Origin of the sequence: Caulobacter sp. 73W (assembly GCF_041021955.1) — a bacterium.
Lineage (GTDB): Bacteria > Pseudomonadota > Alphaproteobacteria > Caulobacterales > Caulobacteraceae > Caulobacter.
In genome coordinates, this window is the sequence record NZ_CP158375.1 from 2,189,535 (window position 1) to 2,215,962 (window position 26,428).

Annotated in this window: 19 protein-coding genes, 1 tRNA gene and 1 pseudogene; 11 read left to right on the forward strand and 10 right to left on the reverse strand. The window is 68.7% G+C overall.

Going from position 1 to position 26,428, the window contains the following annotated elements; translation table 11 throughout:
• Window positions 1-5: 5 nt before the first annotated feature.
• Complete coding sequence (locus ABOZ73_RS10250) at window positions 6-656, forward strand: YggS family pyridoxal phosphate-dependent enzyme (protein WP_369058061.1); 651 nt, start codon at window positions 6-8, stop codon at window positions 654-656.
• Window positions 657-659: 3 nt separating this feature from the next.
• On the opposite strand, the gene ABOZ73_RS10255 is transcribed toward ABOZ73_RS10250, so the two are convergent.
• Window positions 660-1,169 (reverse strand): L,D-transpeptidase, encoded by a 510-nt coding sequence (locus ABOZ73_RS10255; RefSeq protein ID WP_369062514.1) that lies wholly within the window; start codon window positions 1,167-1,169, stop codon window positions 660-662.
• A 76-nt stretch (window positions 1,170-1,245) separates the two neighbouring features.
• Between ABOZ73_RS10255 and ABOZ73_RS10260 the strand changes: the two genes are divergently transcribed.
• Complete coding sequence (locus ABOZ73_RS10260) at window positions 1,246-1,932, forward strand: response regulator transcription factor (RefSeq protein ID WP_269717118.1); 687 nt, start codon at window positions 1,246-1,248, stop codon at window positions 1,930-1,932.
• A gap of 417 nt (window positions 1,933-2,349) precedes the next feature.
• Here the strand turns inward: ABOZ73_RS10260 and xth are convergent, their stop codons facing one another.
• From xth to ABOZ73_RS10275, 3 genes are all read right to left on the reverse strand, one after another.
• Window positions 2,350-3,156 carry an exodeoxyribonuclease III gene (xth, locus tag ABOZ73_RS10265; RefSeq protein ID WP_369058062.1) on the reverse strand — a complete coding sequence of 269 codons (807 nt, stop codon included), beginning with the start codon at window positions 3,154-3,156 and terminating at the stop codon, window positions 2,350-2,352.
• A gap of 230 nt (window positions 3,157-3,386) precedes the next feature.
• Window positions 3,387-4,031 (reverse strand): outer membrane lipoprotein carrier protein LolA, encoded by a 645-nt coding sequence (locus ABOZ73_RS10270; protein WP_369058063.1) that lies wholly within the window; start codon window positions 4,029-4,031, stop codon window positions 3,387-3,389.
• 137 nt (window positions 4,032-4,168) lie between these two features.
• Complete coding sequence (locus ABOZ73_RS10275; RefSeq protein WP_369058064.1) at window positions 4,169-6,547, reverse strand: DNA translocase FtsK 4TM domain-containing protein; 2,379 nt, start codon at window positions 6,545-6,547, stop codon at window positions 4,169-4,171.
• Between the two features lie 118 nt (window positions 6,548-6,665).
• Here ABOZ73_RS10275 and ABOZ73_RS10280 point away from each other — a divergent pair, with 118 nt between their 5' ends.
• Together ABOZ73_RS10280 and ABOZ73_RS10285 are read left to right on the forward strand one after the other, a co-directional pair.
• Entirely contained in the window at window positions 6,666-7,931 is a 1,266-nt protein-coding gene (locus tag ABOZ73_RS10280; RefSeq protein ID WP_369058065.1) for a UbiH/UbiF/VisC/COQ6 family ubiquinone biosynthesis hydroxylase, read from the forward strand.
• Between the two features lie 29 nt (window positions 7,932-7,960).
• On the forward strand, window positions 7,961-9,685 hold the full coding sequence (locus tag ABOZ73_RS10285; protein WP_369058066.1) for an NAD(P)-dependent oxidoreductase: 1,725 nt from the start codon (window positions 7,961-7,963) through the stop codon (window positions 9,683-9,685).
• A 3-nt stretch (window positions 9,686-9,688) separates the two neighbouring features.
• On the opposite strand, the gene ABOZ73_RS10290 is transcribed toward ABOZ73_RS10285, so the two are convergent.
• From ABOZ73_RS10290 to ABOZ73_RS10305, 4 genes are read right to left on the reverse strand one after another with little or no spacing between them, the layout of a single operon-like run.
• Window positions 9,689-9,889: a Trm112 family protein gene (locus ABOZ73_RS10290; RefSeq protein WP_369058067.1), complete on the reverse strand. Its 201-nt coding sequence runs from the start codon at window positions 9,887-9,889 to the stop codon at window positions 9,689-9,691.
• A 9-nt stretch (window positions 9,890-9,898) separates the two neighbouring features.
• Window positions 9,899-10,558, reverse strand: a complete 660-nt coding sequence (locus tag ABOZ73_RS10295) for an LON peptidase substrate-binding domain-containing protein (RefSeq protein ID WP_369058068.1) — start codon at window positions 10,556-10,558, stop codon at window positions 9,899-9,901.
• Between the two features lie 10 nt (window positions 10,559-10,568).
• A complete protein-coding gene (trxA, locus tag ABOZ73_RS10300) occupies window positions 10,569-11,477 on the reverse strand; it encodes a thioredoxin (RefSeq protein ID WP_369058069.1) in 909 nt (302 codons plus the stop codon).
• 54 nt (window positions 11,478-11,531) lie between these two features.
• Window positions 11,532-12,050, reverse strand: a complete 519-nt coding sequence (locus ABOZ73_RS10305) for a prolyl-tRNA synthetase associated domain-containing protein (RefSeq protein ID WP_369058070.1) — start codon at window positions 12,048-12,050, stop codon at window positions 11,532-11,534.
• A gap of 69 nt (window positions 12,051-12,119) precedes the next feature.
• Between ABOZ73_RS10305 and ABOZ73_RS10310 the strand changes: the two genes are divergently transcribed.
• The 7 genes and pseudogenes from ABOZ73_RS10310 to ABOZ73_RS10340 all read left to right on the forward strand — a co-directional run bounded on the left by ABOZ73_RS10310 (window position 12,120) and on the right by ABOZ73_RS10340 (window position 23,988).
• Window positions 12,120-12,863, forward strand: a complete 744-nt coding sequence (locus ABOZ73_RS10310) for a DUF6065 family protein (RefSeq protein WP_369058071.1) — start codon at window positions 12,120-12,122, stop codon at window positions 12,861-12,863.
• 89 nt (window positions 12,864-12,952) lie between these two features.
• A tRNA-Gly gene (locus ABOZ73_RS10315) sits at window positions 12,953-13,028 on the forward strand.
• Window positions 13,029-13,162: 134 nt separating this feature from the next.
• On the forward strand, window positions 13,163-13,609 hold the full coding sequence (locus ABOZ73_RS10320) for a hypothetical protein (protein WP_369058072.1): 447 nt from the start codon (window positions 13,163-13,165) through the stop codon (window positions 13,607-13,609).
• Window positions 13,610-13,727: 118 nt separating this feature from the next.
• Window positions 13,728-16,130 carry an EAL domain-containing protein gene (locus ABOZ73_RS10325; protein WP_369058073.1) on the forward strand — a complete coding sequence of 801 codons (2,403 nt, stop codon included), beginning with the start codon at window positions 13,728-13,730 and terminating at the stop codon, window positions 16,128-16,130.
• Between the two features lie 97 nt (window positions 16,131-16,227).
• Entirely contained in the window at window positions 16,228-17,655 is a 1,428-nt protein-coding gene (locus tag ABOZ73_RS10330) for a matrixin family metalloprotease (protein WP_369058074.1), read from the forward strand.
• A gap of 193 nt (window positions 17,656-17,848) precedes the next feature.
• Window positions 17,849-18,838, forward strand: a complete 990-nt coding sequence (locus ABOZ73_RS10335; RefSeq protein WP_369058075.1) for an AI-2E family transporter — start codon at window positions 17,849-17,851, stop codon at window positions 18,836-18,838.
• A gap of 289 nt (window positions 18,839-19,127) precedes the next feature.
• A pseudogene (locus tag ABOZ73_RS10340) lies at window positions 19,128-23,988 on the forward strand (NAD-glutamate dehydrogenase).
• Window positions 23,989-24,054: 66 nt separating this feature from the next.
• Here the strand turns inward: ABOZ73_RS10340 and ABOZ73_RS10345 are convergent.
• The gene (locus ABOZ73_RS10345) at window positions 24,055-24,726 is read right to left on the reverse strand and encodes a dienelactone hydrolase family protein (protein WP_369058076.1); all 672 of its coding nucleotides are present in this window, start codon (window positions 24,724-24,726) and stop codon (window positions 24,055-24,057) included.
• A 91-nt stretch (window positions 24,727-24,817) separates the two neighbouring features.
• Window positions 24,818-26,407: a bifunctional phosphoribosylaminoimidazolecarboxamide formyltransferase/IMP cyclohydrolase gene (gene purH / locus ABOZ73_RS10350; RefSeq protein WP_369058077.1), complete on the reverse strand. Its 1,590-nt coding sequence runs from the start codon at window positions 26,405-26,407 to the stop codon at window positions 24,818-24,820.
• Window positions 26,408-26,428: the final 21 nt, after the last annotated feature.

The following is a 26,428-nucleotide window of genomic DNA, read 5'->3' on the forward strand; positions in this document are numbered from 1 at the left end:
GAACCATGCCCGCATCCGCTCTCGACGAAATCCGCGCCCGCATCGCCGCCGCCGCCAAGGCGTCCGGCCGTGATCCCGCCGGAGTTGAGCTGGTGGCGGTCTCCAAGACCCAGCCCTGGGAGGCGGTCGAACCGATCCTGGCCGCTGGCCAGCGCATTTTCGGCGAGAACCGTGTGCAGGAGGCCATGAGCCGCTGGACCGAGCGTCGCGCTGAGATCGAGCTGCGGCTGATCGGGCCCCTGCAGAGCAACAAGACCCGCGAGGCGGTCGGTTTCTTCGACGTCATCGAGACCGTCGATCGCGACAAGCTGGCCCGGGCCCTGGCCGACGAGGCGCAGCGGGCAGGAACGCTGCCGCGCCTGTTCGTGCAGGTGAATACCGGGGAGGAGCCGCAGAAGGCCGGGATAATCCCCACCGAGGCCGACGATTTCCTGGCCCGCTGCCGCATGGAATACGGCCTGACCGTCGAGGGCTTGATGTGCATCCCGCCGGCCGACGTTCCGCCCGGGCCGCACTTCGCCCTGCTGCGCAAGATCGCCAAGCGCAACGGCCTGTCGAAGCTGTCCATGGGCATGAGCGGCGATTTCGAGACGGCGGTGCGCTTCGGCGCGACCTCCATCCGGGTCGGATCGGCCCTGTTCGGCGCGCGCACCTGAGGCTCAGTCCCTGACGATGGCGATGGCCGCGCCCGGAGTCGCCAGGTGCAGCAGGGCCTCCAGATCGGCGCGGGCGAGGGCGACGCAGCCCTCGGTGGGCTCATAGTTGTCCCGCGCCAGGTGCAGGAAGATCGCCGACCCCATGCCCGGGACCACCGGATCGTCATTGTGCGCCAGCACACCGACGAGATCGTAAACATGATCGTCCCGCCACATGCGCTCGGCGCTGGCGGGGTAGGGCAGGGCGACCAGCTGGTTGTAGAGCGGGTCGCCCGGGGCGTCGCACCAGCCGTCCATCTGGCCGATCGGCTCGGCGGGCAGGGCGGTTCCGGGCCCATGGGGATAGACATCGGGGCGATAGAGGATCTTGCGGATCGCCCATGTCCCCAGCGGGCTGGCGCCGTCGCCCTCGCGCTTTTCAGCGGCGGGAAGGACCCCGCCCTTACCCAGGGCGCAGCGCACGACGCGGCCGTCCAGCTCCAATCGGCCGTCGGCATGGGCGGTGAAGATCATCGGATCGCTCATTGAAGCATCATGCCCGCTTGCTGCGACTTGGCGAAGGGGCCCTGACCGGTGCATGTTCACCAACATGCCGCAACGCAAGACTTTGCTGCTCATCGATGACGACAACGACCTGCGCGGGGCGTTGGCCGAACAGATCCAGCTCCATGAGGAGTTCGCCGCCGTCCAGGCCGACAACGCCACCGATGGCGTGCGTCTGGCCAAGGAGGTGCGGCCGGACCTGATCCTGCTCGACGTCGACCTGCCCGACATGGATGGGCGCGAGGCCTGCCGGCTGATGCGCAAGGGCGGGGTGACCGCCCCAGTGATCATGCTGACCGCCGCGGCCACGGATTCCGACCAGATCCTGGGCCTGGAGTCGGGGGCCAACGACTACATCATCAAGCCCTTCCGCTTTGGTGTGCTGCTGGCCCGCATCCGCGCCCAACTGCGCAGCCACGAACAGTCGGAAGACGCCATGTTCCGGGTCGGGCCATACGAATTCCGGCCCTCGACCAAGCTTCTCCTCGACGACAAGGGCAAGAAGATCCGCCTGACGGAGAAGGAAACCAAGATCCTCAAGTACCTCTATCGCGCCGGGGGCAAGCCCGTGCCGCGCGATGAGCTGCTGACCGAGGTCTGGGGCTATAACGCCGAAGTCACCACCCACACCCTGGAGACGCACGTCTATCGTCTGCGCCAGAAGATCGAGACCGATCCCGGCGCGGCGCGGATTCTGGTGACGGGGCCGGGGGGGTATCGGCTGCAGCCGTAGGTCGGATCGGGATCCTGGGGGGCGGAATAAATGCGGGCGCGCGAAAGCGCCCCCACGGATCAGAACCCGAAGCGTTGGAAGGGCGGCGGAGCGGCCTGACCTGCGTCAGACGAGGTGAGTTCTGGAGCGCCGGGTTCGACGAAGGTCGTTCCGCTCCGCACGGTTATTATCCGGGAGCTGTCGCGGCGGCGTGCGACAGGCGTGAGGGGGTTACTCACGCGGACCGAGGCTGGGAACGCTGATCCCACCCGCCCGCCGCAGGCTTCGTCGGCTAAGCGCTAAGAGCGCTGCCTACCGCGCGCCCTTCCCTTGATGGGACGGTCAGGAGCTTACGGGAGGCGTGGGAGGGGCGGATAAGTTCGTTCTTCTCCTCCCCTGTAGCGAAGCGTGCTGGGGGAGGAGAGGCTTGGGTCCGCTCTAGACCTGGAAATCCGCGCTGACCGGCGCGTGGTCGCTGGGGCGTTCCCATTCGCGCACGTCGTCATGGACCTTCGACACCGCCTTGCCGGTGGCGAAGGCGGCTTCGCGCAGGCCGGGACTGGCCAGGATGTGGTCCAGGCGCAGGCCGCGGTTGGACTTGCGGAAGTCGGCGGCGCGATAGCTCCACCAGGAATACAGCTTGGTCGGCTCCGGAACCGCCTCGCGGGGCAGGTCGATGAAGCCGATGGAATTGCGCAGGGCCTCCATCGCCTCGACCTCGACCGGAGTGTGGCTGACGATCCGCGACATCTGCTTGTGGCTCCAGACGTCGTTCTCGCCGGGGGCGACGTTCAGGTCGCCGGTCAGGATCAGCGGCGCCTTGGGGTCGCGGCGCTTCATCTCCTCGGTGAGCTTTTCGTAGAAATCCAGTTTGTGGTCGAACTTCGCATTGACCGTCCGGTCTGGGATGTCGCCACCGGCCGGGATGTAGAAGTTCTGGATCTCGATCCCCGCCACCTTGGCCGACACGCAGCGCGCGTGGCCCTCGCGGCAGACATTCAGGGGCTGGGCGTCCTCGATCGGCAGGCGCGAGGCGATGGCCACGCCGTGCCAGCCCTTCTGGCCGGCGATCTTCAGGTGCGGGAAGCCGATGGCCTCAAAGGCGGCCCGGGGGAATTCACCCTCCTGGCACTTGATCTCCTGCATGGCGATGACGTCGGGCGCCGCCTCGTCCACGAAGCGCGCCACCTGCTCCATGCGCAGGCGGACGGAATTGACGTTCCAAGTGACCAGTCGAAGCCGCATGGCGCGGACCTACGCGGATTGCGGACAAAAGAAAACGCCTGGACGAAGAGGGCTACGTCCAGGCGTCAAAGTCATATCTCTCTCATGCCGCAGCCGGGAGGGGATAAAGACCGGCACGGTCAGGCGTCACAGAAGTCCGTTGCGACACCGATAGTGCTAAAATAGCCACGGCAAACACTAAAAGCAATGTCTACTGGTTAGTTTCTTGCTTGTTGTGATTTTGTCACAAATTAGGGGCGGCCACCGCGACGCGGTCGCGGATCCTTCAACGCAAACGTGGCGGGCGGGAAGGCGCCGGTGGGCGACAGCTCCGTCAGGCGCAGACGGGTGGCGGCGCCGCGCGCGTCGGTGATCGTCCAGCCGATCAGGCGCATGGGCGATTCCGAGAAGTTCAGGGTGATCTCGCCGCGCGTCTCCTTGCGGACGTCGGCGGCGGTGATCGAGAAGCCGTCGGCCAGGCGGGCGACGCGGACCACGCGCACGCCGCGATCCAGGCGGATCTCACGGGCCAGGAACAGGGCCAGGGGCGTGGACTTCAGCGGATAGCCGTCGAAGGTCTTCAGGCGGCTGTCCGAGACATAGACGTAGGAGCCGTCGGAAACGACGGTCAGGCCGGACGGCGCGTCATACTCAAAGCGCGCCTTGCCTGGGCGCTGCAGATAGATCGTGCCCTGGGTGCTGACATTGCGGCCGTCGGTCTGGACGAAGCGCCCCTTGGCGGTCTTCAGCCCGGACAGATAGGCGACGGCCTTGTCGACCAGGGCCTGGTCGGCGGGTGAAAGCCTGGCGGGAGCGGCGGCGAGGGCCGGGCTGGCGAGAGCGGGCGCCAGGCCGGCGGCTGCGGCCAGGGCCAGCAGATCGCGGCGGGTGGTCATGGTCGTGTTCTCCATGGCGGCGACCCTGTCTCGCCATTTCGGCGCCAGCAAGGCCGCTGCATGTCAGGTTTGGAACAGGCCGTAACGCGCAAGCCAAGGCGAAGCTTCATCGCCGCGCCGCTTTTCCTGGCCAGCCGCTACAGGGCGGGCGGCGGCGGGGCCAGGATTTCGCGCTTGCCGGCGTGGTTGGCCGCGCCGACGACGCCTTCCTTCTCCATCCGCTCCATCAGCGATGCGGCGCGATTGTAGCCGATCTGCAGGCGGCGCTGGATGTAGCTGGTCGAGGCCTTGCGGTCGCGGGTGACCACCGCCACGGCGTGGTCGTACAGGTCGTTGGCCCCGCCCTCGCCGGCGAAGGCGCCCTCGATGGCCTCGGCGTCCTCGTCCTCGCCGCCCGCGGTGACCTCTTCCAGGTACTGCGGCGTGCCCTGGGATCGCAGGAACTTGGCGACCTCCTCCACCTCGTTGTCGCCGACGAAGGGACCGTGCAGGCGGGTGATGCGGCCGCCGCCGGCCATATAGAGCATGTCCCCCTGGCCCAGCAGCTGTTCGGCGCCCTGTTCGCCCAGGATGGTGCGGGCGTCGATCTTGGAGGTGACCTGGAAGCTGATCCGGGTCGGGAAGTTGGCCTTGATGGTGCCGGTGATGACGTCCACCGACGGGCGCTGGGTGGCCATGATGAGGTGGATGCCCGCGGCGCGGGCCATCTGGGCCAGGCGCTGCACGGCGCCTTCGATGTCCTTGCCCGCCACCAGCATCAGGTCGGCCACCTCGTCGATGACCACGACCAGATAGGGCATGGGCTCGGGGCTCAGCTTTTCGGTCTCGTAGATCGGGCGGCCGGCTTCGTCGAAGCCGGTCTGGACGGTGCGCTCGAAGTGCTCGCCCTTGGATTTGGCCTCGTTGGCGCGCTCGTTGTAGCCGGCCACGTTGCGCACGCCGATCTTGGACATGCGCCGATAGCGGTCCTCCATCTCGCGCACGGTCCACTTCAGCGCCACGATGGCCTTCTTGGGATCGGTCACCACCGGCGCCAGCAGGTGCGGGATGCCGTCATAGACCGACAGCTCCAGCATCTTCGGGTCGATCATGATGAACCGGCACTTGTCCGGCGGCAGGCGGTACAGGATCGACAGGATCATGGCGTTGACCCCCACCGACTTGCCCGAGCCGGTGGTGCCCGCGATCAGCAGGTGGGGCATCTTGGCCAGGTCGGCGATGTAGGGCTCGCCGCCGATGGTCTCGCCCAGGGCCATGGGCAGGGCCTGGCCGGCCTTCTCGTAGTCGCTGCTGGACAGCAGGTCGCGCAGATAGACGGTCTCGCGCTTCTGGTTGGGCAGCTCGATGCCGATGGCGTTGCGGCCCGGGACCACGCTGACGCGGCAGGCGGCGACGCTCATGGAGCGGGCGATATCGTCTGACAGGGCCACCACGCGGGCGCTCTTGACCCCGGCGGCGGGGACCAGTTCGTACAGGGTGACCACTGGGCCCGGGCGGATCTGGTCGATCTGGCCCTTTACGCCGAACTCGGCCAGCACGCTTTCGAGCAGGCGGGCGTTCTGGCGAAGGGAGCCCTCGTCCACCGCCGAGGCGCGGGGCTTGGGCTTGGTCAGCATGGCCAGCTCGGGCAGCTGGAAGCCGCCGGGCTGGACGAAATCGAAGGTCTTCTGCTTTTCGCGCACCTCGCGGCCGGAATCCTTCGGCGCGGGCTTGGGCTGCTTGATCGACAGGGGGCGCGGATCGTCGGCGACGATGGGCGTATCCTCGTCCTCATCGTCATCCACGGCGATGCTGATCGGGGCGGGGGCCTGGCGGGGCTTGCGCTCCGGACGCGGCGGCGCGGCGCGGGGGGTGGGCGCGCGGCGCTCCTCGACCTCTTCATTGCGGCGCTGCATCTGCTCGCCGAACCAGTTGGCGGAGGCGGCCAGATCCAGGCGGCGCAGGCCGATGGCGTAGCCGATACCGACCACGCCCAGCACGCCCAGCAGAATGCCGGCGATGACGGTGGCCCCCGGCAGCCGAGCGAAGCTCAAAAGGCCCGACAGGCCATGCAGCAGGCCGTCGCCCCAGAACCCGCCCAATCCCTTGGCCAGGGGCCAGCCTGACGGCGGGCTCGGCAGGGCCAGCAGACCGCCCAGGGCCAGCAGGCCGAGCACGCCCACCAGGGCGCGGATGCGGGTCGATTTTCGCGACAGGTCCGGCTCCTGGTCGGCCACACGAGCCAGACCGAAGATCACCATCATCATGCCCGCGCCCCAGGCGGCTAGGCCAAGGGACTGCATGAAGATGTCGGCCAGGGTGGCGCCGACGCCGCCCAGGGCGTTGCCGGGCGCGCCGCCGGTAGCGGCGTTCCAGCTGGGATCGGCGGCGTCATAGGTGGCCACGGCCAGGACCAGCGCCACGCCGGCCGCGGTCACCAGGCCGCCGCGGAAGCGAGCCGTGAACGGCGCGCTCCAGCCCGCCTTGGCCGCGTCCCAGGCCAGTTCGCCAATCGTGCGTCGCGCCGCCCGCGCCATGTCGCCCCTCAAGCTCCGAAGTCGTTCAAACCCTGTTCTGCGCGCACGAAGGTTAAGGGGCGTTTACGATGATCGGCGCGTCTGGACTTATCCCCGTCGGAGCGCGCATATCGGCCCCATGGCTGATCGATATGATGCGGACGTGATCATCGCCGGCGCGGGCATGGCCGGCTCCACCCTGGCCCTGGCGCTCGCCAGCGCGGGGCTGAGCTCGGTCCTGGTGGACCCGCAGCCCTTCGACGCGCAGCTGGCGCCGACCTTCGACGGCCGCTCCTCGGCCATCGCCTTCGCCTCCTTCCGCCAGTGGAAGACGATCGGGGTCGGCGAGGCCATGGAGCCGCACGCCCAGCGCATCGAGCAGATCCTGGTCACCGACGGCCGCGCCCCGGGGGCGGGCGTCGGTCCGGCGCACCTGTCCCATTCGGCCTATCTGCGCTTCGACGCCGCCGAGATCGCCGACCGCTGCGACGGCGAACCGCTCGGCTACATGCTGGAGAACCGCCAGACGCGCCTCGCCCTGTCGGCCGCCGTGCTGAAAAGCCCCCTGGTCCAGGTGATCGCGCCGCAAAGCGTCACGGACCTGACGGTGGAGGGCGGCGGCGCGGCCGTCACCCTGGGCGGCGGCCAGGTTCTGCGCGCCCCGCTGGTGGTCGGCGCCGAGGGCCGGGGCTCTGTGATCCGCCGCCAGGCCGGCATCGGCACCGTCGGCTGGGGCTACGGTCAGTCCGGCGTGGTGGCGACCGTGAAGCTGGAGCGCCCGCACGAAGGTGTGGCCCATGAATATTTTCTGCCGGGCGGCCCCTTCGCCATTCTGCCGCTGACCGAAAACCGCGCCAGCCTGGTGTGGACCGAGAAGACCGCGCGCGGCGACGCGCTTAAGGCCTCCGGTCCCGAGGCGCTGCACGCCTTCCTGAACCGCCGGTTCGGCGATTTCCTGGGCCGGGTCGAGATCGCCGGCCCGACCTTCGTCTATCCGCTGTCGCTGTCCCTGGCCGAGCGGCTGGCCGCGCCGCGCGTGGCGCTGCTGGGCGACGCCGCCCACGGCATCCATCCCATCGCCGGCCAGGGCCTGAACCTGGGCCTTAAGGACGTCGCCGCCCTGGCCGAGGTGTTGGTTGAGGCGGTTCGGGCTGGCGAGGACATCGGCTCCCTGGCGGTTCTGGACCGCTACGCCCGCTGGCGGCGGTTCGACAACGCCATGATCGCCGCCTCGTCCGACGCCTTCGTGCGGCTGTTCTCCAACGACGATCCGCTGCTGCGTTTCGTGCGCGGGGCGGGGATGGCGGTGATCAACCGCATCGGACCGGCGCGGCGGTTCTTCATGCAGGAAGCCGGCGGCGCAGTGGGCGACACGCCACGACTGCTGCGGGGCGAAGCGCTCTAGGTGAGGGTCTCGATGGGCTGTCCGCGTTCATGAAGCCGAAAATCCTCCTCAGCCGCCGTTGGCCCGATGCGGTCGAGGCGCGGCTGGCGGCGCACTACGACGTCACGCTCAATACCGACGACCAGCCCTTGAGCGAGGCGCGCTTCCGGGAAGCCATGGCGCGGTTCGACGCCCTGTGCCCGACGGTGTCCGACCGGATTCCGGCCTCGGTGCTGGCCGAACCGGACCCGCGCGTGCGGATCATCGCCAACTATGGCGCGGGATTCGAACATATCGACCTGGGCGCCGCCAAGGCGGCCGGGCTGGTGGTGACCAACACGCCCGATGTCCTGACCGACGCGACGGCGGAGCTGGCCCTGCTGCTGATCCTGATGACCAGTCGGCGCGCCGGCGAGGGCGAACGGGAACTGCGCGAGGGGCGCTGGGCGGGCTGGCGGCCGACCCATCTGCTGGGCCAGTCGCTGGCGGGCAAGGCCCTGGGCCTGGTCGGCTATGGCCGGATCGCCCGCGCCACGGCCCAGCGGGCGCGCGCCGCTTTGGGCATGAAGATCGCCTATCACAGCCGGCGCCGCGTCGAGGATGAGGACGGGGCGATCTATCACGACACGCTGCAGGGGCTGGCCGCCGTCAGCGACGTGCTGTCCCTGCATACGCCGGGCGGCCCCGCGACCCACCACATGATCGACGCCGATCTGCTGGCGCGGATGAAGCCCGGCGCCATCCTGATCAATACGGCCAGAGGCTCGGTGGTGGCGGAGGAGGACTTGGCCAGGGCCCTGAATAAAGGCGTCATCGCCGCCGCCGGGCTGGACGTCTATCAGGGCGAACCCCAGGTGAACCCGGTCCTTCTGGCCGCGCCGAACCTGGTGCTGTTGCCCCACCTGGGCAGCGCCACGTTGGAGACGCGGACCGCCATGGGGATGCGCGTGGCCGATAATCTCGACCGCTTCTTCAGGGAGAGGCGCCGCTTGATCGCGTCGCTTGATGCGATCGAGGCCGCCCTCGACGGGTGGCGGCGCGATGGGCCGTTCATCCTGGGCCTCTGCGGCGCCCAGGGATCGGGGAAGTCGACCCTGGCGGCCGGTCTGGCGGAGCGGCTGACCGCGCGGGGTCTCCGCGTCGACGCCCTGTCGATCGACGATCTCTACCTGTCGCATGCGGCGCGACAACAGATGGCGCAGGACATTCACCCGCTCTTCGCGACCCGAGGGCCGCCCGGCACGCACGATGTCGCCCGGGGCCTGTCGATCCTGGATGACGTGAAGGCGGGACGATCCGTGACCCTGCCGCGCTTCGACAAGGCGACCGACGACCCGGTCCCGCGGTCGTCCTGGCGGCGCTTGGATGCGCCGCTGGATGTCCTGATCTTCGAGGGCTGGTGCGTCGGCGCACGGCTGCAGGCCGAGCACCAGCTGATCGCGCCCGCCAACGCCCTGGAGGCCCGACGGGACCCGCAGGCGGCCTGGCGTCGTCACGCCAACGCCGTGCTTGGGGGACCCTATGGGGCGCTGTTCAGCCGCATCGACCGGTTGGTGTTTCTCGCCGCGCCGGGCTTCGAGGTCGTGCATGGCTGGCGGCGACAGCAGGAAGAGGCGCTTCGCCTCCAGTCGCCGGACGCGGGGCGCGTCATGGGCGACGACGAGATCGCCGCCTTCATCCAGCACTACGAGCGCCTGACCCGGCATATCCTGGCGACCATGCCCGGCTATGCGGACCTAGTGCTGTCCCTGGACGAGGAGCGGGGCCTGAGCTGAGCGTCAGTCCTCGAGGATGCGGGCTTCTTCGGCCAGCATGATCGGCACGCCGTCGCGGATCGGATAGGCCAGCTTGGCCTGGCGGCTGACCAGCTCGCCGGCCTTGCGGTCATAGTCCAGCGGGCCGCGGCTGACGGGGCAGACCAGAACCTCCAGCAGGCGCGGGTCGATATCGGCGGCGGGGGTGTCGAAAGGATCGCTCATGGCCGCCTTCTACTGGATGGCGGTCGGTTCGTCATCGGGGCCGGCGGCGGCGTCGATCTCCAGCATGGCGATCAGGGCGGTGCGGCGGTCTTCGGCCGTGCGCGCCTCCAGCAAGGCCTGCTTTTCCTGGGCGTCGAAGGGCAGGGCCATGGACAGGCTGTTGACCAGGGCGTCGCAGGGCGCGCTTTCGGCGCTTTCCCAGTCGATCTCCATCCCCCGGCGCTCCAGATAGTGCTTCAGGGCCGCCAGGAACGGACCCCGGTCCAGCTCCAGCCCGACATCCATGCTGGTCAGGTCGTGCTCGAACGGGGCGTAGTCGGCCCGGACCTGCCGGTAGGGCGTGCGCGCCGGCAGCTCTTCGCCCGCCACGAAACGGCAGATGCCGGTCAGGGTGATCAGGTAGCGGCCGTCGGCGGTCTCGGCGAAGCTGGTCACCTTGCCCAGGCAGCCGATGGCGGCGAGGCGAGGGCGCTCCGGATCGCCGCCATGGCGGGTCTGGATCATGCCGATGATCCGCTCTCCGCCCATGGCGTCGTCGAGCATGTTCAGATAGCGCGGCTCGAAGATGTTGAGCGGCAACTGCCCGCCCGGAAGCAGCAAGGCTCCGTCCAGCGGAAACACCGGGATCACCTGGGGCAGGTCCGCAGCCTTCCGATAGCCGGTGGGCATGTGCCGCTCCTTACGAGAACAGGATCGAGGATAGACGTCGCCGACCGTGTTTGGCGACCTCGGACATGGGGCCGGCCGCCTCGAAGACGGTCAGCAGCTGCTTGCGCGCCGCCTCGTCGTTCCAGGCGCGGTCGCGCTCGATGATGGTCAGCAGGTTGTCCGCCGCCGCATCCAGCCGCCCTTGGCCGGCCAGGGCCTTGGCCAGTTCGAAGCGGGCCTCGTGATCGTCGGCGTCGGCGGCCAGGCGCTTTTCGAACCCGCTGGTCTCCGACGGCGCGTCGTCGGCCAGGGACAGGGCGGCGCGGACGCTTTCCAGATCCGGGTCCTTGGCGTCGGCGGGCGCCATATCCGCCAGTTCACGGGCGCGATCGATGTCGCCGCCGGCCAGGTAGCAGCGGGCCAGACCGCCGATCGCCTTGATGTTCTCTGGGTCCAAGGACAGGGCCTCGGCATAGGCCTGGGCCGCGCCGCCGATGTCGTCCAGGTCCATGGACTCCTTGGCCAGGGCCAGGATCGCGTCGACGTCGGAGGGGGCGGCGGGGCCAGCCAGCTTGTCGATGAAGGCCTTCACCTGGCTGTCGGGCAGCGCGCCCATGAAGCCGTCCACCGGCTGGCCGTTGACGAAGGCGTAGACGGTGGGGATCGACTGCACGCGCAGCTGGCCCGCGAAGGCCGGGTTCTTGTCGACGTCGATCTTCACCAGCTTCACCGCGCCGCCGGCGGCGGTCACGGCCTTTTCAAGCGCCGGGGTCAGCTGACGGCACGGGCCGCACCAGGTAGCCCAGAAATCGACGATGACGGGCTGGGTCTTGGACGCCTCGATGACGTCGGCGATGAAGCTGGCGTCGGAGCCTTCCTTGATCAGGTCGTCGGCGGCGCTGTTCTTTGCGGGCGCGAGGCCCTCGCCGATCAGGGTCATGGTCGGGTGCTCCAGAATTCCAAGTCGCTAATGTGGTCGCAAGCGCCGCGAGCTTCAACGCGCGGCGAGCGTCATGGCGCCGAAATCGACGATCATGGGCTCGATGTCCAAGGCCGCCAGGAACCGTCGGAAGCCGGCCTGGGACACCGCGGTGGTCGCGTCATTGCTCAGCGGGTGAAAATTCACCGGGTCGGCGGCGGCCAGGGCGGCGTCGAGGACGAAGCGCACCCGGCGGTCGCGATCGTTGATCAGGCCGAAGGCGGTGACCGAGCCAGGCGTAACGCCGAGGACCTCGACCATCAGCTCTTCCCGGCCAAAGGACAGCCGGCCCGAACCGATCACGGCGGGCAGGGCCTTCAGGTCGATCTGGGTCTCGCCAAGCGCCGAGATCAGCCACAGTTGATCCTTGTTGTCCTTGAGGAACAGGTTCTTGGTGTGGCCGCCGGGCAGCGCCGCCTTGATCGCGTGGCCTTCCTCGACCCGGAACACCGGCGGGTGCTCGTGGGTCAGGTGATCGACGCCGTGGCGATCGAAGAAGGCGAAGAGGTCGGAGCGCGCAGCGGGGCCGGTCATGCCGCCTCCCTAGCGCAGGCCAAGGCTCAAGGTTAGAGGTGTTTCGACATCCAAGCTTGAGGACCCTGCATGCAGCTCGAGTGCTACCCCACCTGCAACCGCCCGCCGGACATCGTGCCGGGGCGCCCGCAACGCGGGTGGATGGAGACCTTTTCGGACCGGCACCCGTACCGCTGTCTGCCCCTGACCATGGCCAACACCTCCGGGTGGGAGATCCTGTGCCCGGTCGGCTTCACGGCGACCTGGACTGGCGGCAAGCATCAGGACGACATCCGCCTGACGCCGGACCACCCGTTTCCGGACTTCACCGATTTCGTGAAATCACACTTCAGCCATGGGGTTCTGACCTTCCACCCCGGCTATCTGTTCCGCAGTCCTCCGGGCTGGTCCATGTGGACCACCGGCGCGCCGAACCATGTGAAGGACGGCATCCAGGCCCTGACCGGCCTGGTGGAGACCGACTGGCTGCCGTTCCCCTTCACGATGAACTGGATTTTCACCCGCCCGGGCGAGGTCCGCTTCGAAAAGGGCGAGCCGTTCTGTTTCATCACCCTGGTGCAGGACAAGCCGCTGGCCCAGGTGCAGCCGGTGACCCGCTCCCTGGCCCGCAACGACGAGCTGCGTGACCAGTACGACGCGTGGAGCCGCCAGCGCGGCGAATTCAACGCCCGAATCTTCCGCCGGGAGCCGGAGGCGGTGAAGGAAGCTTGGCAGCGCTATTACTTCAAGGGAGAGCTGCCGGAAGAGCTGGGGCCGGGGCCGACGGACCACGTCAACAAGCGCCGTTTGAAGGCTCCGAAACTGGGGGCGTGATTTTCTTCGACAGGCGGCTTGCAAAGGCTAGAGGCCTCTGCCATAAGCCGGCCTCTCGAATTTGGGGACGCGGTTCGCCGCCCCCCGATGCGGGCGTAGCTCAGTGGTAGAGCACAACCTTGCCAAGGTTGGGGTCGAGAGTTCGAAATCTCTTCGCCCGCTCCAATCTCCCGATTGGAGCTTCGAGTTGAAAAGGGTCCGCTTCGGCGGGCCCTTTTTCGTTTCGGCTCCTGTTTCTTCTCGCTTCAGGAACATCGCCTCAACGCCGCCCGTTTCGCTGTCCAGCACAGGAGATGGTCATGACCGATACGAACGGCGACTGGGAACAGGATCAGGCGGAGACCTTCGACGAGGACAACATGTCTCTCGACGAGCAGGGCGGCCCCAACGCCGAGTTCCGAACCTTCGAGGAAATGCCCGACGTCGAGGACCTGACCCAGGCGGCTGGCGACGCGGACGATGATGACGCCCTTATCGCCGAAGATCTCGACGACGAGGAGATCATCGAACTGGAAGCCGACGCCGACAACGGCGAGTTCGACGACGAGGCCCTGGAAGACGATCAGAACCTCGCTGTCCGGTCGACGATGGGCCTGTCGCGCGGCGCCGATGACGAAGTCGGGCTGGCGGCGGGTGGTGATCTTTCAGACGCGGGCGGCGCCCGCGCCTCGCGCTATGAATCATCGCGGCTGAGCGACGACGACCTGGAAGATCTGGGCTATTCGAAAGACGGCAAGGCCGTATAGTTAAAGCGCGGAAACCTTTACGGAGATTGGTGTTGCGCGAATAAATCCAGTCTTCGAAACGATTTCTTTGCCAACGGTAGTGCAGGGTGCCCCCTTGTTCTTGGGATAAGGGCGCCGCGTGCTCAAAGTTCTGACGTGCCTGACCACCGAGCACGACTTCCGGCTCGTTCTGGTCGCGGCGGTCGTCTGTTTCTCGGCATGCCTGACGGCCTTCCGGCTGTTCTCGCGGATCCGTGGCTCGGAGGGCATGGTCCGCGCGGCCTGGCTGCTGCTGACCGGTCTGGTCGCGGGCTCCGGCGTCTGGGCCACCCACTTCATCGCCATGCTGGCCTATCAGCCCGGCCTGCCCACCGGCTACGAGCCGATGGGCACCTTGGCCTCGCTGATGATCGCGGTGGTGTTCATCGGCGGCGGCTTCGCCGTGGGCGCCGTGCGTCGCGAGAGCGACAACCAGGTGGCCGGCGGCGTTCTGATCGGCCTGGGCGTGGCGGCCATGCACTATGAGGGCATGTCGGCCTTCGAGACCCAGGGCCAACTCGTCTGGGAGCAGTCCATCGTCGGCGCCTCGGTGCTGTTCGGCGTCATCGGCGCTGTGGCCGCTCTTCTTGTGGCTGGCCGGGCGCGCAGCCTGAGCCGCCAGATGATGGCCGGCGCCCTGTTCGCCACGGGCGTCTGCGCCCTTCACTTCACCGGAATGGGCGCCATCACCGTCATTCCGGACCCCACCATCGTTGTTCCGAGCCAGCTGCTGTCGGGCGGGGTCCTGACCTTCGCCGTGACCGGCATCACCGGCATGATCGTCCTGGGCGGCCTGGGCGCGGTGGTCATCGAATCCCAGACCAACCGCTCGGCCGTGGAGCGCACCCGCCGTCTGGCCAACGCCGCCTATGAGGGCATCGTGGTCGTCGAGGACGGCCGGCTGAACGACGCCAACGCCGCCTTCTGCGAACTGATCGGCGCGCCCCTGGGCGACATCCGCGGCGAGCGGGTGGAAGGCGAGTTGCTGGTGTTCGACAAGAGCGCCGCGCCGCGCATCGAACACCGCCGCGAGGCCGTGCTGCGGCCCCGCAACGGTTCGGTCGAGATCCCGGTGGAGGTGTTCTCGCGCGTGCTGGACGACGGTCGCCGCACCGAAAGCACGGGCCTGACCGTTCTGGCGATCCGCGACCTGCGCGAGCGCCGCTCGGCGGAAGAGAAGATCCGCTATCTGGCCGAGCATGACGGTCTGACCGGCCTGCCCAACCGCCACGCCTTGCAGGCGCGCCTATCGTCGGCGCTGGAGCGGGTCGAGGCCTCGCGCGAGGGTCTGGCCCTGCTGTGCCTGGACCTCGACAAGTTCAAGGACGCCAACGACGTTCACGGCCACGCCGCCGGCGACGCCCTGCTGGTCGAGGCGGCGCAACGTCTGTCCAGCCTGCTGCCGGCCCCCTCCTTCGCCGCGCGCCTGGGCGGGGACGAATTCGTGATCGTGCAGATCGGCGGCCGCGACCAGCCGTCCGCTGCGGCCGAACTGGCCGCGCGGGTGCTTGAGGTCATGCGCAAGCCGTTCAGCTATGAGGGCCACGAGCTTTCCCTGAGCGTCAGCATCGGGGTCAGCCTGTGCCCGGACGACGGGCGCACCGCCGCCGCCCTTCTGGCCAACGCCGACATGGCCCTTTACCGGGCCAAGGAAAGCGGCCGCGACCGCTATCGCTTCTTCAAGCGCGAGATGGATGAGACCATCCGCGAGCGCCGTAATCTGGCTTGGGAGCTGAAGGCCGCCATCCAGGCCGAAGAGCTGATGGTCTATTACCAGCCCCAGGCGCGCACCTCGGACGGCGAGGTCTGCGGTTTCGAGGCGCTGGTGCGCTGGAACCATCCCACGCGCGGCATGATCCCGCCGGTGGAGTTCATACCGATCGCCGAGGAAAGCGGTCTGATCGAAGCCCTCGGCGCCTTCGTGCTCAACCGCGCCTGCGCCGACGCCATGGCCTGGGAGCGTCCGTTGAACGTGGCGGTGAACCTGTCGCCGTTGCAGCTGAACCAGCCTGGCCTGTCGGCCATGGTCCACGGGGTGTTGGTCAATTCCGGCCTGTCGCCGCAGCGGCTTGAGCTGGAAGTGACCGAAAGCGCCCTGTTCAAGGACTACCAGCGAGCCCTGGACAACCTGCGCCAGCTGAAGGCCTTGGGCGTGCGCATCGCCATGGACGATTTCGGCACCGGCTATTCGTCGCTGTCGACCCTGCAGTCCTTCCCCTTCGACAAGCTCAAGATCGACAAGAGCTTCGTCGAGAGCATCCACCGCCACGACCGCGCCACCGCCATCGTGAAGGCGGTGCTGAGCCTGGGCCGCAGCCTGGATATCCCCGTTGTCGCCGAGGGTGTGGAGACCGGCGAGCAGCTGGCCTTCCTGCGCGGCGAGAACTGCGCCGAGGTCCAGGGTTACGCGATCGGCCGCCCCGCGCCGGTGGACACTCTGTCCAACTGGACCCACCCCTTGTCCCGCAAGGCCGCGCCGCGCCGACGCTCCACCGCCGCCTGAGTCCGCGGCGCAAAGAAGCGACATCAGCCGCTTTCGCGCGCATCCCATCCCGGGTTACAACGTTGACGGGACAGGGGTGGCCCACGTGGAGTGAGCTATGCCCGTTTTCGGACCCGCCAAGTGGGATTCCGCCCAGTACGGTGTCGGCGCGACCGTCACCTGGAGCTTCGCCGAGGGCGCCCTCGGCGGCCTGCCTTCCGGCTATACCAGCATGACGCCCATCGCCGCGGGTTACCGCGCGCTTGTCCAGGCGGCGTTCGACGCCTGGGAGGCGGTGTCCAATATCGACTTCGTCTGGGTGGCCGACGCGTCCAGCGTCGATATCCGCATCGGCGACGCCCCGATCGACGGCCGGCCTGGGCCGGGGGAAGGATCGACGCTCGCCACCGCCCGGTTCTGGTACAGCGGCGGGGAGATGCGCGTCGCCCAGGTCTATTTCGACGTGGACGCCTACGACCGGGACAATTTCTACAGCACCGCCGTCCATGAGATCGGCCACGCCCTGGGTCTGGAGCACACCAGCATCCAGAACGCGGTGATGTATCCGCAGATCACCAGCGCCAATCGCGCCGGGACCCTGACCGCCGACGACATCAACGGCGTCCAGACCCTGTACGGAGCCAAGGCCGCGGCGGGGAGCGCCGGGACGATCAGCGTCCTGCAGGCCAGCTTCGAGCACGTGCTGCGGGTGAACCCGGTGACGGCGCCGGCGACGCTTATCCTGTCGGACGGCGCGGTGGTCCCCAATCCGATGAAGGCCTTCGCCGATCTTCTGCCGGGTCTGGCGGCCCAGGTGGACAGCGGCGCCATCAGTCTGGCGGCCGCCAGGGCGCAGATCGCCGATTGGGCGGGCTCGACGACTTCGGTGGCCAATCTGGCCTATGACTTCTTCACGGGTCGCACGCCGACGGCCAGCGGCCTGGATTTCCTGATCAACAGCGCCGACAACGCCGGCGACCTGAACGATCCCTATTACGCTCGGTTCAATATCGAGAACCGCTACATCAACTTCGCGGTGAACCTGGGCAAGCTGGGCGAGGGGCGCGCGGACTTCGCCGACGACTACGGCGGCCTGAACCTGCGCCAGGCGACCGACAAGGCCTATGAGCAGATCTTCGGGATCGATGCGACCGACGCCAAGGTCACCGCCCTGCTGACCAGCGCCCGCGTCGCCTATTTCGCCAGTTACGGCGGCGACGGCCAGAACGGGACTGGAACCAAGGCGGCGATGGTCGGTTGGCTGCTCGCCGAGGCGCAGAAGGCCGATGCCGGCCCCTACGTGACGGCCAATAACCGCTTCCTGATTGACCTGGCCCAGGACGGTCTCGCGCAATTCAACGTGCATCTGCCGACCGCCTACGGCTCGGCCGCCATGACCGACGGATCGGGGACGCTGGAGACGCACACGGAGTTGTACTGGAGCAACCCGATGCTGGATCTGGAGCTTGACCAGAATGTCGGGAGCCAAGCTCAGCCTTGGGGCGTTGTGCGGAACCAGGTGTTCGAACACGCCGAGCTGGTCTGAAGCGTCGCCATTGACGGGACGCGGGCCGAACTCGACAGTCGCTCGCCCCAAACTGGACCCGTCATGGCCGTCACGCCCCCCGCCACCTCGCGCACCTCGCTGATCATCATCGCCGCCGTGGCGGTGGGATTCACCCTCTGATTTCCTGCGCGGCATCCTCACGCCCCTGGCCCTGGCCCTGTTTCTGGCGGTGATGATCGACGGCTTCGCCCGGCTGCTGAAGGACCGGATTCCGGGATTCCCCGCGCGGCTGGCCATGCCGGCGGCGGTGGTCTTCTCGATCCTGTTCCTGGGCCTGACGCTGTGGTTCGTCGCCGCCAACGCGGCGGGGTTCGTCAACAAGCTGATCCACTACGGCCCGCGCATCGACGGACGGATCGCCCAGGTGGCGGACCTGCTGGGCGTGGCCGCCCCGCCGCCGGTGCGCGAGCTGATCGGCCGCTTCAATCCGGCCCGCTATATCGGGGCGGTGGCCGGCGGCTTCCAGAACTTCGCGTCCGACGCGGTGTTCGTGCTGATCTATCTCGGCTTCATCATCGCCTCGCGCCAGGGCTTCAATCAGAAGACCAAGAAGCTGTACCGCGACGAGGCGGAGCGCCGTGACGCCGCCAAGATCTTCGACCGCATCCGCAGCGGGGTTGAGCGCTATCTGTGGATCCAGACGGTCACCGGCCTGATGATCGCGGTCGGCTCGTGGATCGCCATGGCGGCGGTGGGCCTGGACAGCGCGCTGTTCTGGGCCTTCCTGATCTTCCTGGCCTCCTACATTCCCATCGTCGGCGGGGTGATCGGGGTGGCCCTGCCGCCGGTCTTCGCCCTGGTGCAGTTCGAGACCTGGTGGCAGGCGATCCTGCTGCTGGGCATCCTGCAGGGCGTGCAATTCGTGGTCGGCAATGTGATCCAGCCGCGGATGCAGGGCGACAGCCTCAACATGGACCCGGTGGTGGTGCTGCTGGCCCTGGCGTTCTGGAGCCTGGTCTGGGGTCTGCCCGGCGCCTTCCTGTCCACGCCGCTGGCGGTCATGACCATGGTGATCCTGGCCCAGTTCGAGGGCGGCCGCCGGATCGCCATCCTGCTTTCGGCCGATGGAGACCCCCTGGGCGTCGACGACGCGCCGGCGCGGACCCCCCGAAAGCCCGCGTCCCGGCCCCGGAAAAATTCACCCGCAAAACCTTCTTCTTGAGGGGGCTTTAATCTCCGACGGACCTCCCTATCTAGAGACCATCGGACGTTCCCCCAGGTCCGAAGCGCGGATCGGCGAAAATCGTCGAGACCGCCCAAGGTGACGCCATTTCCCCCATGGCGAACCATTGCGCCGCCGGATTTCCCCCATCCGGCGGCGCTTTCGCGTTCTGGGTGTGGCAAAACCGGTTTTTTTCCAATCAGGGGGTTGTTTCCCCTCCCGTGTCAGGGTTGATCCCATTGAACGCGGGCAAGCGCGCCCGCGGGAGGAAGAAAAACGGGGTTACCCTATGAGCGGCGCAAAAGTCCGCCCGTCAGTCGCAGCTGACTTCGTATCCGACGCCTTGAAGAAGGCCTTCGCCGCGCAGCTTGGCGCGGACGCACCCTCCGCCGAGGGTTTCCTGATCCAGGTGATCGACGACTTCGCCCCCGACGAGCTTGTCGGGCTGAGCGAAGGCGACCTCGCCGCCGTTCTCGCCGAGTTCTGGCGTTACGCCCGGGCGGACGGCCTGTCGGACCCCGCCCTTCGCCTGCGCCGCGCGGTCGGCGAAGGCGGGCGGGACCTGGGCTACGACCTGCTGGAGATCGTCCAGCCCGACCGTCCGTTCCTCGTCGACTCCATCATGGGCGAAATCGCCGACCTCGGCTTCACCGTCCGCGCCATGTTCCACCCCGTGGTGGAGCTGGCGAACGTTCGCCGCTCGATGATCCAGGTCCACCTCGATCCGGTGGGCGAGGACCGCGAGGACGCCCTGGTCGAGGCCATCCACGCCACCTTGGTGGACGTGAAGGTCGCGGTCGAGGATTTCTCAGGCATGCGCGCCCTGATGCGCCGCACGGTGGAGGAGCTGCGCGCCGCGCCGGCCCCCGAATCGGCGGCCGAGCGTGAAGAGCTGATCGCCTTCCTGTCCTGGCTCGAGGACGATCACTTCGTCTTCCTCGGCGCCCGTTCCTACGAGTATCCGCGCACCGCCGACGGCGGCTATGCGGCGGAGGAGCCCCTGTATCAGCCGGAAGGCAGCCTGGGCGTCCTGCGCGACCAGTCCCGCGCCGTCCTGCGCCGCGCCAGCGAGCCGGCCATACTGTCGGCCCAGCTGCGCCGGCACCTGGAAGTCGGCGACCCGGTGGTGGTGGCCAAGTCCAACCTGCGCTCGCGCGTTCACCGCCACGCCTACATGGACTATATCGGGGTCAAGCGTTACGGCGCGGACGGCAAGCCGTCGGGCGAGATCCGCTTCGTCGGCCTGTTCACCGCCGAGGGCTATGAGAACTCCGGCCCATGAAGTGCCGCTGATCCGCCGCAAGATCGCCGGCGTCACCCAGCGCGCCGGCTTCGCCCCCGGCAGCCACAACGCCAAGCGCCTGCGCAACATCGTCGAGACCTATCCCCGGGACGAGCTGTTCCAGATGGGCGAGGACGAGCTGCTCAACATCTCCCTGGGCGTTCTGCACCTTTATGACCGGCCGCGCGTGCGGCTGTTCGCCCGCCGCGACCCCTTCGACCGCTTCGTGTCGATCCTGCTGTTCGTGCCGCGCGACCGTTATGATTCCGGCGTCCGCGCCCGGGCCGGCGACGTCCTGGCGCAGGCCTTTGGCGGCCGCGTCTCGGCCTACTATCCCAGTTTCTCGGACGCCCCCCTGGCGCGGGTCCACTACATCATCGGCGTCGCGCCGGGCGAACACCCGAGCCCGGACCTGTCGGCGGTGGAGACCCAGATCGCCGATGTCGCCCGCACCTGGGAGGACCGCTTCGAGGCGGCCGCCCGCGCCGGCGGCGTGGCCCGTGGCGCGGTGGGTGAAACCCTCGCCCGCTACGCCAGCGCCTTCTCGCCCGGCTACCGCGATGAGAACGACGCCGCCGAGGCCCTGGCCGACATGGCGGTGATCGAGGACATGTCCGCCGACGAGCCGGTCCGCATCCGCGCCTTCCGCAAGCCGACCGACACGCCGCTGCAGTTCCGCTTCAAGCTGTACCGCCCGCGTGAGGCGGCCCCGCTGGCCAATGTCCTGCCGATCCTCGAACACATGGGCCTCAAGGCCCTGATCGAGGAAGGCAACAAGGTCACGCCGATCGGCCCCGACGGCGCCCCGCGCCCGGTCTGGGTGCATGAGTTCCTGCTGCAGGACGACCAGGGCGAGCACCTGGTGTTCGACGACGCCCGCGCACCGTTCGAGGCGGCGTTCACGGCGGTCTGGACCGGCCATACCGAGAGCGACGGCTTCAATCGTCTGGTTCTCGAGCTTGGCATTTCCTGGCGCGAAGCGGCCCTGATCCGCGCCCTGGCCAAGTACCGCCAGCAGAGCGGTCTCGATCCCAGCCAGGCCGTGCAGGAAGAAGCGCTCAGCGCCCACCCTGGCGTCGCCCGCCTGATCCTCGACCTGTTCCGCACCAAGTTCGACCCGGCCCTGGCGCCGGACGCCGAGGCCCGCGAAACCCAGGCCCAGGCCATCATGGCCCAGGTGGTCGAGGCCCTGCAGGCCGTGGCCAGCCTGGACCACGACCGTGTCTTGCGCCGCCTGGCCCTGCTGGTCGGGGCGGTGAAGCGGACCAACTTCTACCAGCAGGACGCCAACGGCGCGTCCAAGCCGCATATCAGCTTCAAGGTCGCCAGCCGTGAGCTGGACGATCTGCCGGCGCCCAAGCCCTATCGCGAGATCTTCGTCTGGGCTCCACACGTCGAGGGCGTCCACCTGCGCTTCGGCCCGGTGGCGCGCGGCGGCCTGCGCTGGTCCGACCGCCGTGACGACTTCCGCACCGAGGTGCTGGGCCTGGTGAAGGCGCAGCAGGTGAAGAACGCGGTGATCGTGCCGGTCGGCTCGAAAGGCGGCTTCTATCCCAAGGCCCTGCCCCGCGGCGGGACCCCGGACGAGACCCGCGCCGCGGCCGTCGTCGCCTACAAGACCTTCCTGTCGGGCCTGCTCGACATCACCGACAACCTCGGCGCCGACGGCGAGGTCATCCGCCCGGCCGGCGTCATCGCCCATGACGGTGACGACCCCTATCTGGTCGTCGCCGCCGACAAGGGCACGGCGACCTTCTCCGACATCGCCAACGGCCTGGCCGACGACTACGGCTTCTGGCTGGGCGACGCCTTCGCCTCGGGCGGTTCGGTGGGCTACGACCACAAGGTCATGGGCATCACCGCGCGTGGCGCGTGGGAAGCGGTGAAGCGCCACTTCCGCGAGCTGGGCAAGGACATCCAGACCGAGCCCTTCACCGTCGTCGGCGTCGGCGACATGTCGGGCGACGTGTTCGGCAACGGCATGCTGCTGTCCAAGGCGACCAAGCTGGTCGCCGCCTTCGACCACCGCCACATCTTCCTGGATCCCGATCCGGATCCGGCGACCTCGTGGGCCGAGCGCGACCGCATGTTCAAGCTGCCGCGTTCGTCCTGGGACGACTATGACCGCAGCAAGATCTCCAAGGGCGGCGGCGTCTTCGCCCGCAGCCTGAAGACCATCCCGCTGTCGCCGGAAGTCCAGGCGGTGCTCGACCTGAAGGCCGACGAGGTCTCTCCGGCCGACCTGATGACCGCCATCCTCAAGAGCCGCGCCGAGCTGCTCTATCTCGGCGGCATCGGCACCTATGTGAAGGCCAAGGGCGAGACCAACGCCGAGGCGGGCGACAAGGCCAACGACGCCGTCCGGGTCAACGGCTCTGACCTGCGGGTCAAGGTGGTGGGCGAGGGCGCTAATCTGGGCCTGACCCAGGCTGGCCGCATCGAGTTCGCCCGCTTGGGCGCAGGCGGAGGGGGCGGCCGGATCAACACCGACGCCATCGACAACTCCGCCGGGGTCGACAGCTCCGACCACGAGGTGAACATCAAGATCCTCACCGGCATGGTGGAGCGCGGCGGCAATCTCTCCCGCCCCGACCGCAACACGCTGCTGGCCTCGATGACCGACGAGGTCGCCGAGCATGTGCTGGTGCACAATTATGATCAGACCCTGGCCCTGACCCTCGCTCAGCAAGGCGGGGCGGCGGACCTGGACGCCTATCAGCGCTTCATGGCCGATCTGGAGCAGCGCGGCCGTCTGGACCGCAAGGTCGAGGGCCTGCCCGACGCCACCGCCCTGATCGAACGCGGCCAGACGGGCAAGGGTTTGACGCGTCCGGAACTGGCGGTGCTGCTGGCCTATTCCAAGCTCGACCTGTTCGACGAGCTGGTGGCCTCCACCGGTCCGGACGACGCCTTCTTCGAGTCCACGCTCGAGGCCTATTTCCCGAAGGCCCTGGGCAAGTACGGCGATGAGATGAAGCGTCACCGCCTGCGTCGCGAGATCATCTCGACGGTGCTGTCGAACGAGATCGTCAACCTGTGCGGCCCGACCTTCCCGTTCCGCCTGCGCGGCGCGGCCGGCTGCGACACCCGCGCCATGGTCCTGGCCTTCGAGGCGGCGCGCCGCATCTTCCGCCTGGACGAGGCGTGGGACGCCATCGCCGCCCAGGACCTGAAGATCCCGGCGGCCGCCCAGACGGCCCTGTTCTCGGAAGTCTCGCTGGTCCTGCGCCGGCAGACCTTCTGGCTGGCCCGTCGCGCCACGCGCGGCGACGTCACTGTCCAGGGGCTGATCGACCTGTACCGCCCGGCCGCCGACGCCCTGCGCGCCGAAGGCTCGGCCCTGCTGTCCCAGCTGGACCAGAAGAGCCTGGCCAAGCGCGCCAAGGGCTTCGTCGCCCTGGGCGCGCCCGAGGCCCTGGCCCAGGAGATCGCGGCCCTGCGCACCCTGACCAGCGTCAGCGATGTGGCGGATCTGGCCTGGAAGCAGGGCTGGACCCCGCAGCAGGCTGGCCGTCTCTATCACCGCGTGGGTTCGGCCTTCGCCTTCGACCGCCTGCGGGCGGCCGCGGGCGGTCTGCCGGCCGGCGACGCCTTCGAGCGCATGGCGGTCCGCCGCCTGATCGAGGATCTGCTGTCCGAGCAGGCGGCCCTTGGCGAGGCGGTGATGAAGTTCTCCGCCAATGCTCAGGCTGGCGACAGCCTGGACGCGGCCAAGGCGGCGGTGTCGTCCTGGTCGGCCCTGCGCGCCGATCCGGTCCGCGCCGCCAAGAAGGCGGTGGACGAGATCGAGGCGGCGGGCGGCGACTGGAGCTTCGCCAAGCTGACCATCGCCAACGGCGCCTTGCGCGAGGTGGTGTCGGCGGCCTGACCGGCCGGCGATGAAGATCGGAAGGGGCCTGGCTCCTGACGGGGCCAGGCCTTTTTCATGTCCGGATCAGGCGAGGGCTGAACGCAGGGCCCGGGCGAAGAAGGCCTGGGTCTGCACGGCGTAGTCCGGCCGATGTCGCGTGCGCGGATCGCTGGCCCGGTCGTCGTCGAAGGCGTGGGTGGCGTCGTCGAACTTCAGGGTGTCGATGGCGAGGCCGTCGGCCGACAGCCGCCCCAGCACCCGCTCCGCCGCCCGGAAGCCGACCACCTGGTCCTTGCCGCCCAGCACGGCGGCGACGCGCGGGGTGCGTCCGCTCCAGCCCCGGCGCAGGGCCGTGCTGAACGGGCCGGCATAGGGATAGACCAGCACCGCCGTCTTCACGCGTTCCAGGGCCGCCAGGTCCACGTCGATCAGGCCGGTGGCCCGCGCCGTGGCGGGCGACAGGGCCAGGGCGTCGAGGATGGTCCAGCCCCCGTGGCTCCAGCCCGCGACGGCCACATGGTCGGCGTCGGCCCAGTCCTGGCCCTTCAGCCAGTGCAGCATGGCGAAGATGTCGGCCGACCGCCGCTGGCCGTGAACGCCCAGGCCGGTGCAGACCACCAGGTGCGCCGTGGCCCGCGACAGGCCGCGCGGGGTGAAGGAGTTGATGGTCACCGCCGCGAAGCCGGCGGCCACCGCCGCCTCGGCGTAGGTCCGCATGAACGGCTGCAGGCCGCCGCAGCCGTGCATCAGCAGCACGACGGGGAAGGGGCCGGCCCCCTCGGGCCGGCTGACCTCGATGTTCGCCGCCAGCCGGTCGGACCAGCCGGCGACGGTCAGCGCTTGGCTCCTAATGGCGGAACACCCGCACGCCGGTGAAGGCCATGGTCAGGCCGGCCTTGTCGGCGGCCTCGATCACCTCGGCGTCACGCATGGAGCCGCCGGGCTGGATGATCGCCGTGGCGCCGGCCTCCGCCGCCTGGATCAGGCCGTCGGCGAAGGGGAAGAAGGCTTCCGACGCACATGCGCAGCCGCTCAGGTCCAGGCCGAAATCGGCGGCGCGCAGGGCGGCGATGCGGGCCGAGTCCTTGCGGTTCATCTGGCCGGCGCCGACGCCCAGGGTCTGGCCGCCTCGGGCATAGACGATGGCGTTGGACTTCACGTGCTTGCCGACGGTGAAGGCGAACAGCATGTCGCGCACCTCGGTCTCGGTCGGCTGGCGCTTGGTGACGATCTTCAGGTCCGAGGCCTTGATGCGGGCGTCGTCGCGTGACTGCACCAGGAAGCCGCCGGAGACGGACTTGAACGTCTCGCCGGGGGCCAGGGGGTCCGGCAGGCCGCCGGTGACCAGCAGGCGCAGGTTCTTCTTGGCCGCGAACACCGCCACGGCGTCCTCGTCGGCTTCCGGGGCGATCACCACCTCGGTGAAGATCTCGACCATGGCTTCGGCGGCGGCGCGGTCCAGGCGGCGGTTCACCGCTACGATGCCGCCGAAGGCCGAGGTCGGGTCGCAGGCCAGGGCCCGCTCATAGGCCTCGCGCAGGGACGCGCCGGTGGCCACGCCGCAGGGGTTGGCGTGCTTGATGATCGCCACGGCCGGGGCGTCTGCCGGATCGAACTCGGCGATCAGCTCGAAGGCGGCGTCGGTGTCGTTGATGTTGTTGTAGCTCAGCTCCTTGCCCTGCAGCTGCGCAGCCGTGGCCACGCCGATGCGCGGGTTGGGGAAGGTGTAGAAGGCCGCCTTCTGATGCGGGTTCTCGCCATAGCGCATGGTCTGGGCGAGGTTGCCGGCGATCGACTTGCGGGCGGGTGCGTCCTGGCCCAGCTGGCCGGCGAACCAGCCGCTGATCGCCGCGTCATAGGCGGCCGTGCGGGCATAGGCGCGGGCCGCCAAGGTCTGTCGCAGGGCCAGGGTCGTGCCGCCGGTCTTCAGCGCCTCCAGCACTTCGGCTAGGTCGGACGGTTCGGTGCAGACAGCGACATAGCCGTGGTTCTTGGCCGCCGAGCGGATCATGGCCGGGCCGCCGATGTCGATGTTCTCGACGCACTCGGCGTAGTTGCCGCCCTTCGCGACCGTGGCCTCGAAGGGGTAGAGGTTCACGTACAGGATATCGATGGCGCCGATGCCGTGGTCGGCCATGGCCTTGGCGTGGTCGGCGGCGTCGCGCACGCCCAGCAGGCCGCCGTGGACGATGGGATGCAGGGTCTTGACCCGGCCGTCCATCATTTCCGGGAAGCCGGTCAGGTCCGAGACGTCCTTCACCGGCAGGCCGGCCGCCGCGATCGCCGCCTTGGTGCCGCCGGTGGAGACCAGCTCGACGCCCGCCTCGTGCAGGACCTTGGCCGCCTCGACCAGGCCGGTCTTGTCGGAGACCGACAGCAGAGCGCGCTTCGGCGCGACGAGATCAGGGGCGGAAGGATAGTCGGGGGCGGCGGGCACGGCGGGACTCCGGGGTTCGGT

What these genes read in the sequence shown, in the direction of transcription:
- ABOZ73_RS10285 (WP_369058066.1), top strand. Translation starts at nt 7,961, where the DNA reads ATGAAGCCGAAAATCCTCCTCAGCCGCCGTTGGCCCGATGCGGTCGAG.
- ABOZ73_RS10260 (WP_269717118.1), top strand. Translation starts at nt 1,246, where the DNA reads ATGCCGCAACGCAAGACTTTGCTGCTCATCGATGACGACAACGACCTG.
- ABOZ73_RS10270 (WP_369058063.1), bottom strand. Translation starts at nt 4,031, where the DNA reads ATGACCACCCGCCGCGATCTGCTGGCCCTGGCCGCAGCCGCCGGCCTG.
- xth (WP_369058062.1), bottom strand. Translation starts at nt 3,156, where the DNA reads ATGCGGCTTCGACTGGTCACTTGGAACGTCAATTCCGTCCGCCTGCGC.
- trxA (WP_369058069.1), bottom strand. Translation starts at nt 11,477, where the DNA reads ATGACCCTGATCGGCGAGGGCCTCGCGCCCGCAAAGAACAGCGCCGCC.
- ABOZ73_RS10305 (WP_369058070.1), bottom strand. Translation starts at nt 12,050, where the DNA reads ATGACCGGCCCCGCTGCGCGCTCCGACCTCTTCGCCTTCTTCGATCGC.
- ABOZ73_RS10280 (WP_369058065.1), top strand. Translation starts at nt 6,666, where the DNA reads ATGGCTGATCGATATGATGCGGACGTGATCATCGCCGGCGCGGGCATG.
- ABOZ73_RS10295 (WP_369058068.1), bottom strand. Translation starts at nt 10,558, where the DNA reads ATGCCCACCGGCTATCGGAAGGCTGCGGACCTGCCCCAGGTGATCCCG.
- ABOZ73_RS10330 (WP_369058074.1), top strand. Translation starts at nt 16,228, where the DNA reads ATGCCCGTTTTCGGACCCGCCAAGTGGGATTCCGCCCAGTACGGTGTC.
- ABOZ73_RS10250 (WP_369058061.1), top strand. Translation starts at nt 6, where the DNA reads ATGCCCGCATCCGCTCTCGACGAAATCCGCGCCCGCATCGCCGCCGCC.
- ABOZ73_RS10335 (WP_369058075.1), top strand. Translation starts at nt 17,849, where the DNA reads ATGATCGACGGCTTCGCCCGGCTGCTGAAGGACCGGATTCCGGGATTC.
- ABOZ73_RS10310 (WP_369058071.1), top strand. Translation starts at nt 12,120, where the DNA reads ATGCAGCTCGAGTGCTACCCCACCTGCAACCGCCCGCCGGACATCGTG.
- ABOZ73_RS10275 (WP_369058064.1), bottom strand. Translation starts at nt 6,547, where the DNA reads ATGGCGCGGGCGGCGCGACGCACGATTGGCGAACTGGCCTGGGACGCG.
- ABOZ73_RS10320 (WP_369058072.1), top strand. Translation starts at nt 13,163, where the DNA reads ATGACCGATACGAACGGCGACTGGGAACAGGATCAGGCGGAGACCTTC.
- ABOZ73_RS10290 (WP_369058067.1), bottom strand. Translation starts at nt 9,889, where the DNA reads ATGAGCGATCCTTTCGACACCCCCGCCGCCGATATCGACCCGCGCCTG.
- ABOZ73_RS10255 (WP_369062514.1), bottom strand. Translation starts at nt 1,169, where the DNA reads ATGATCTTCACCGCCCATGCCGACGGCCGATTGGAGCTGGACGGCCGC.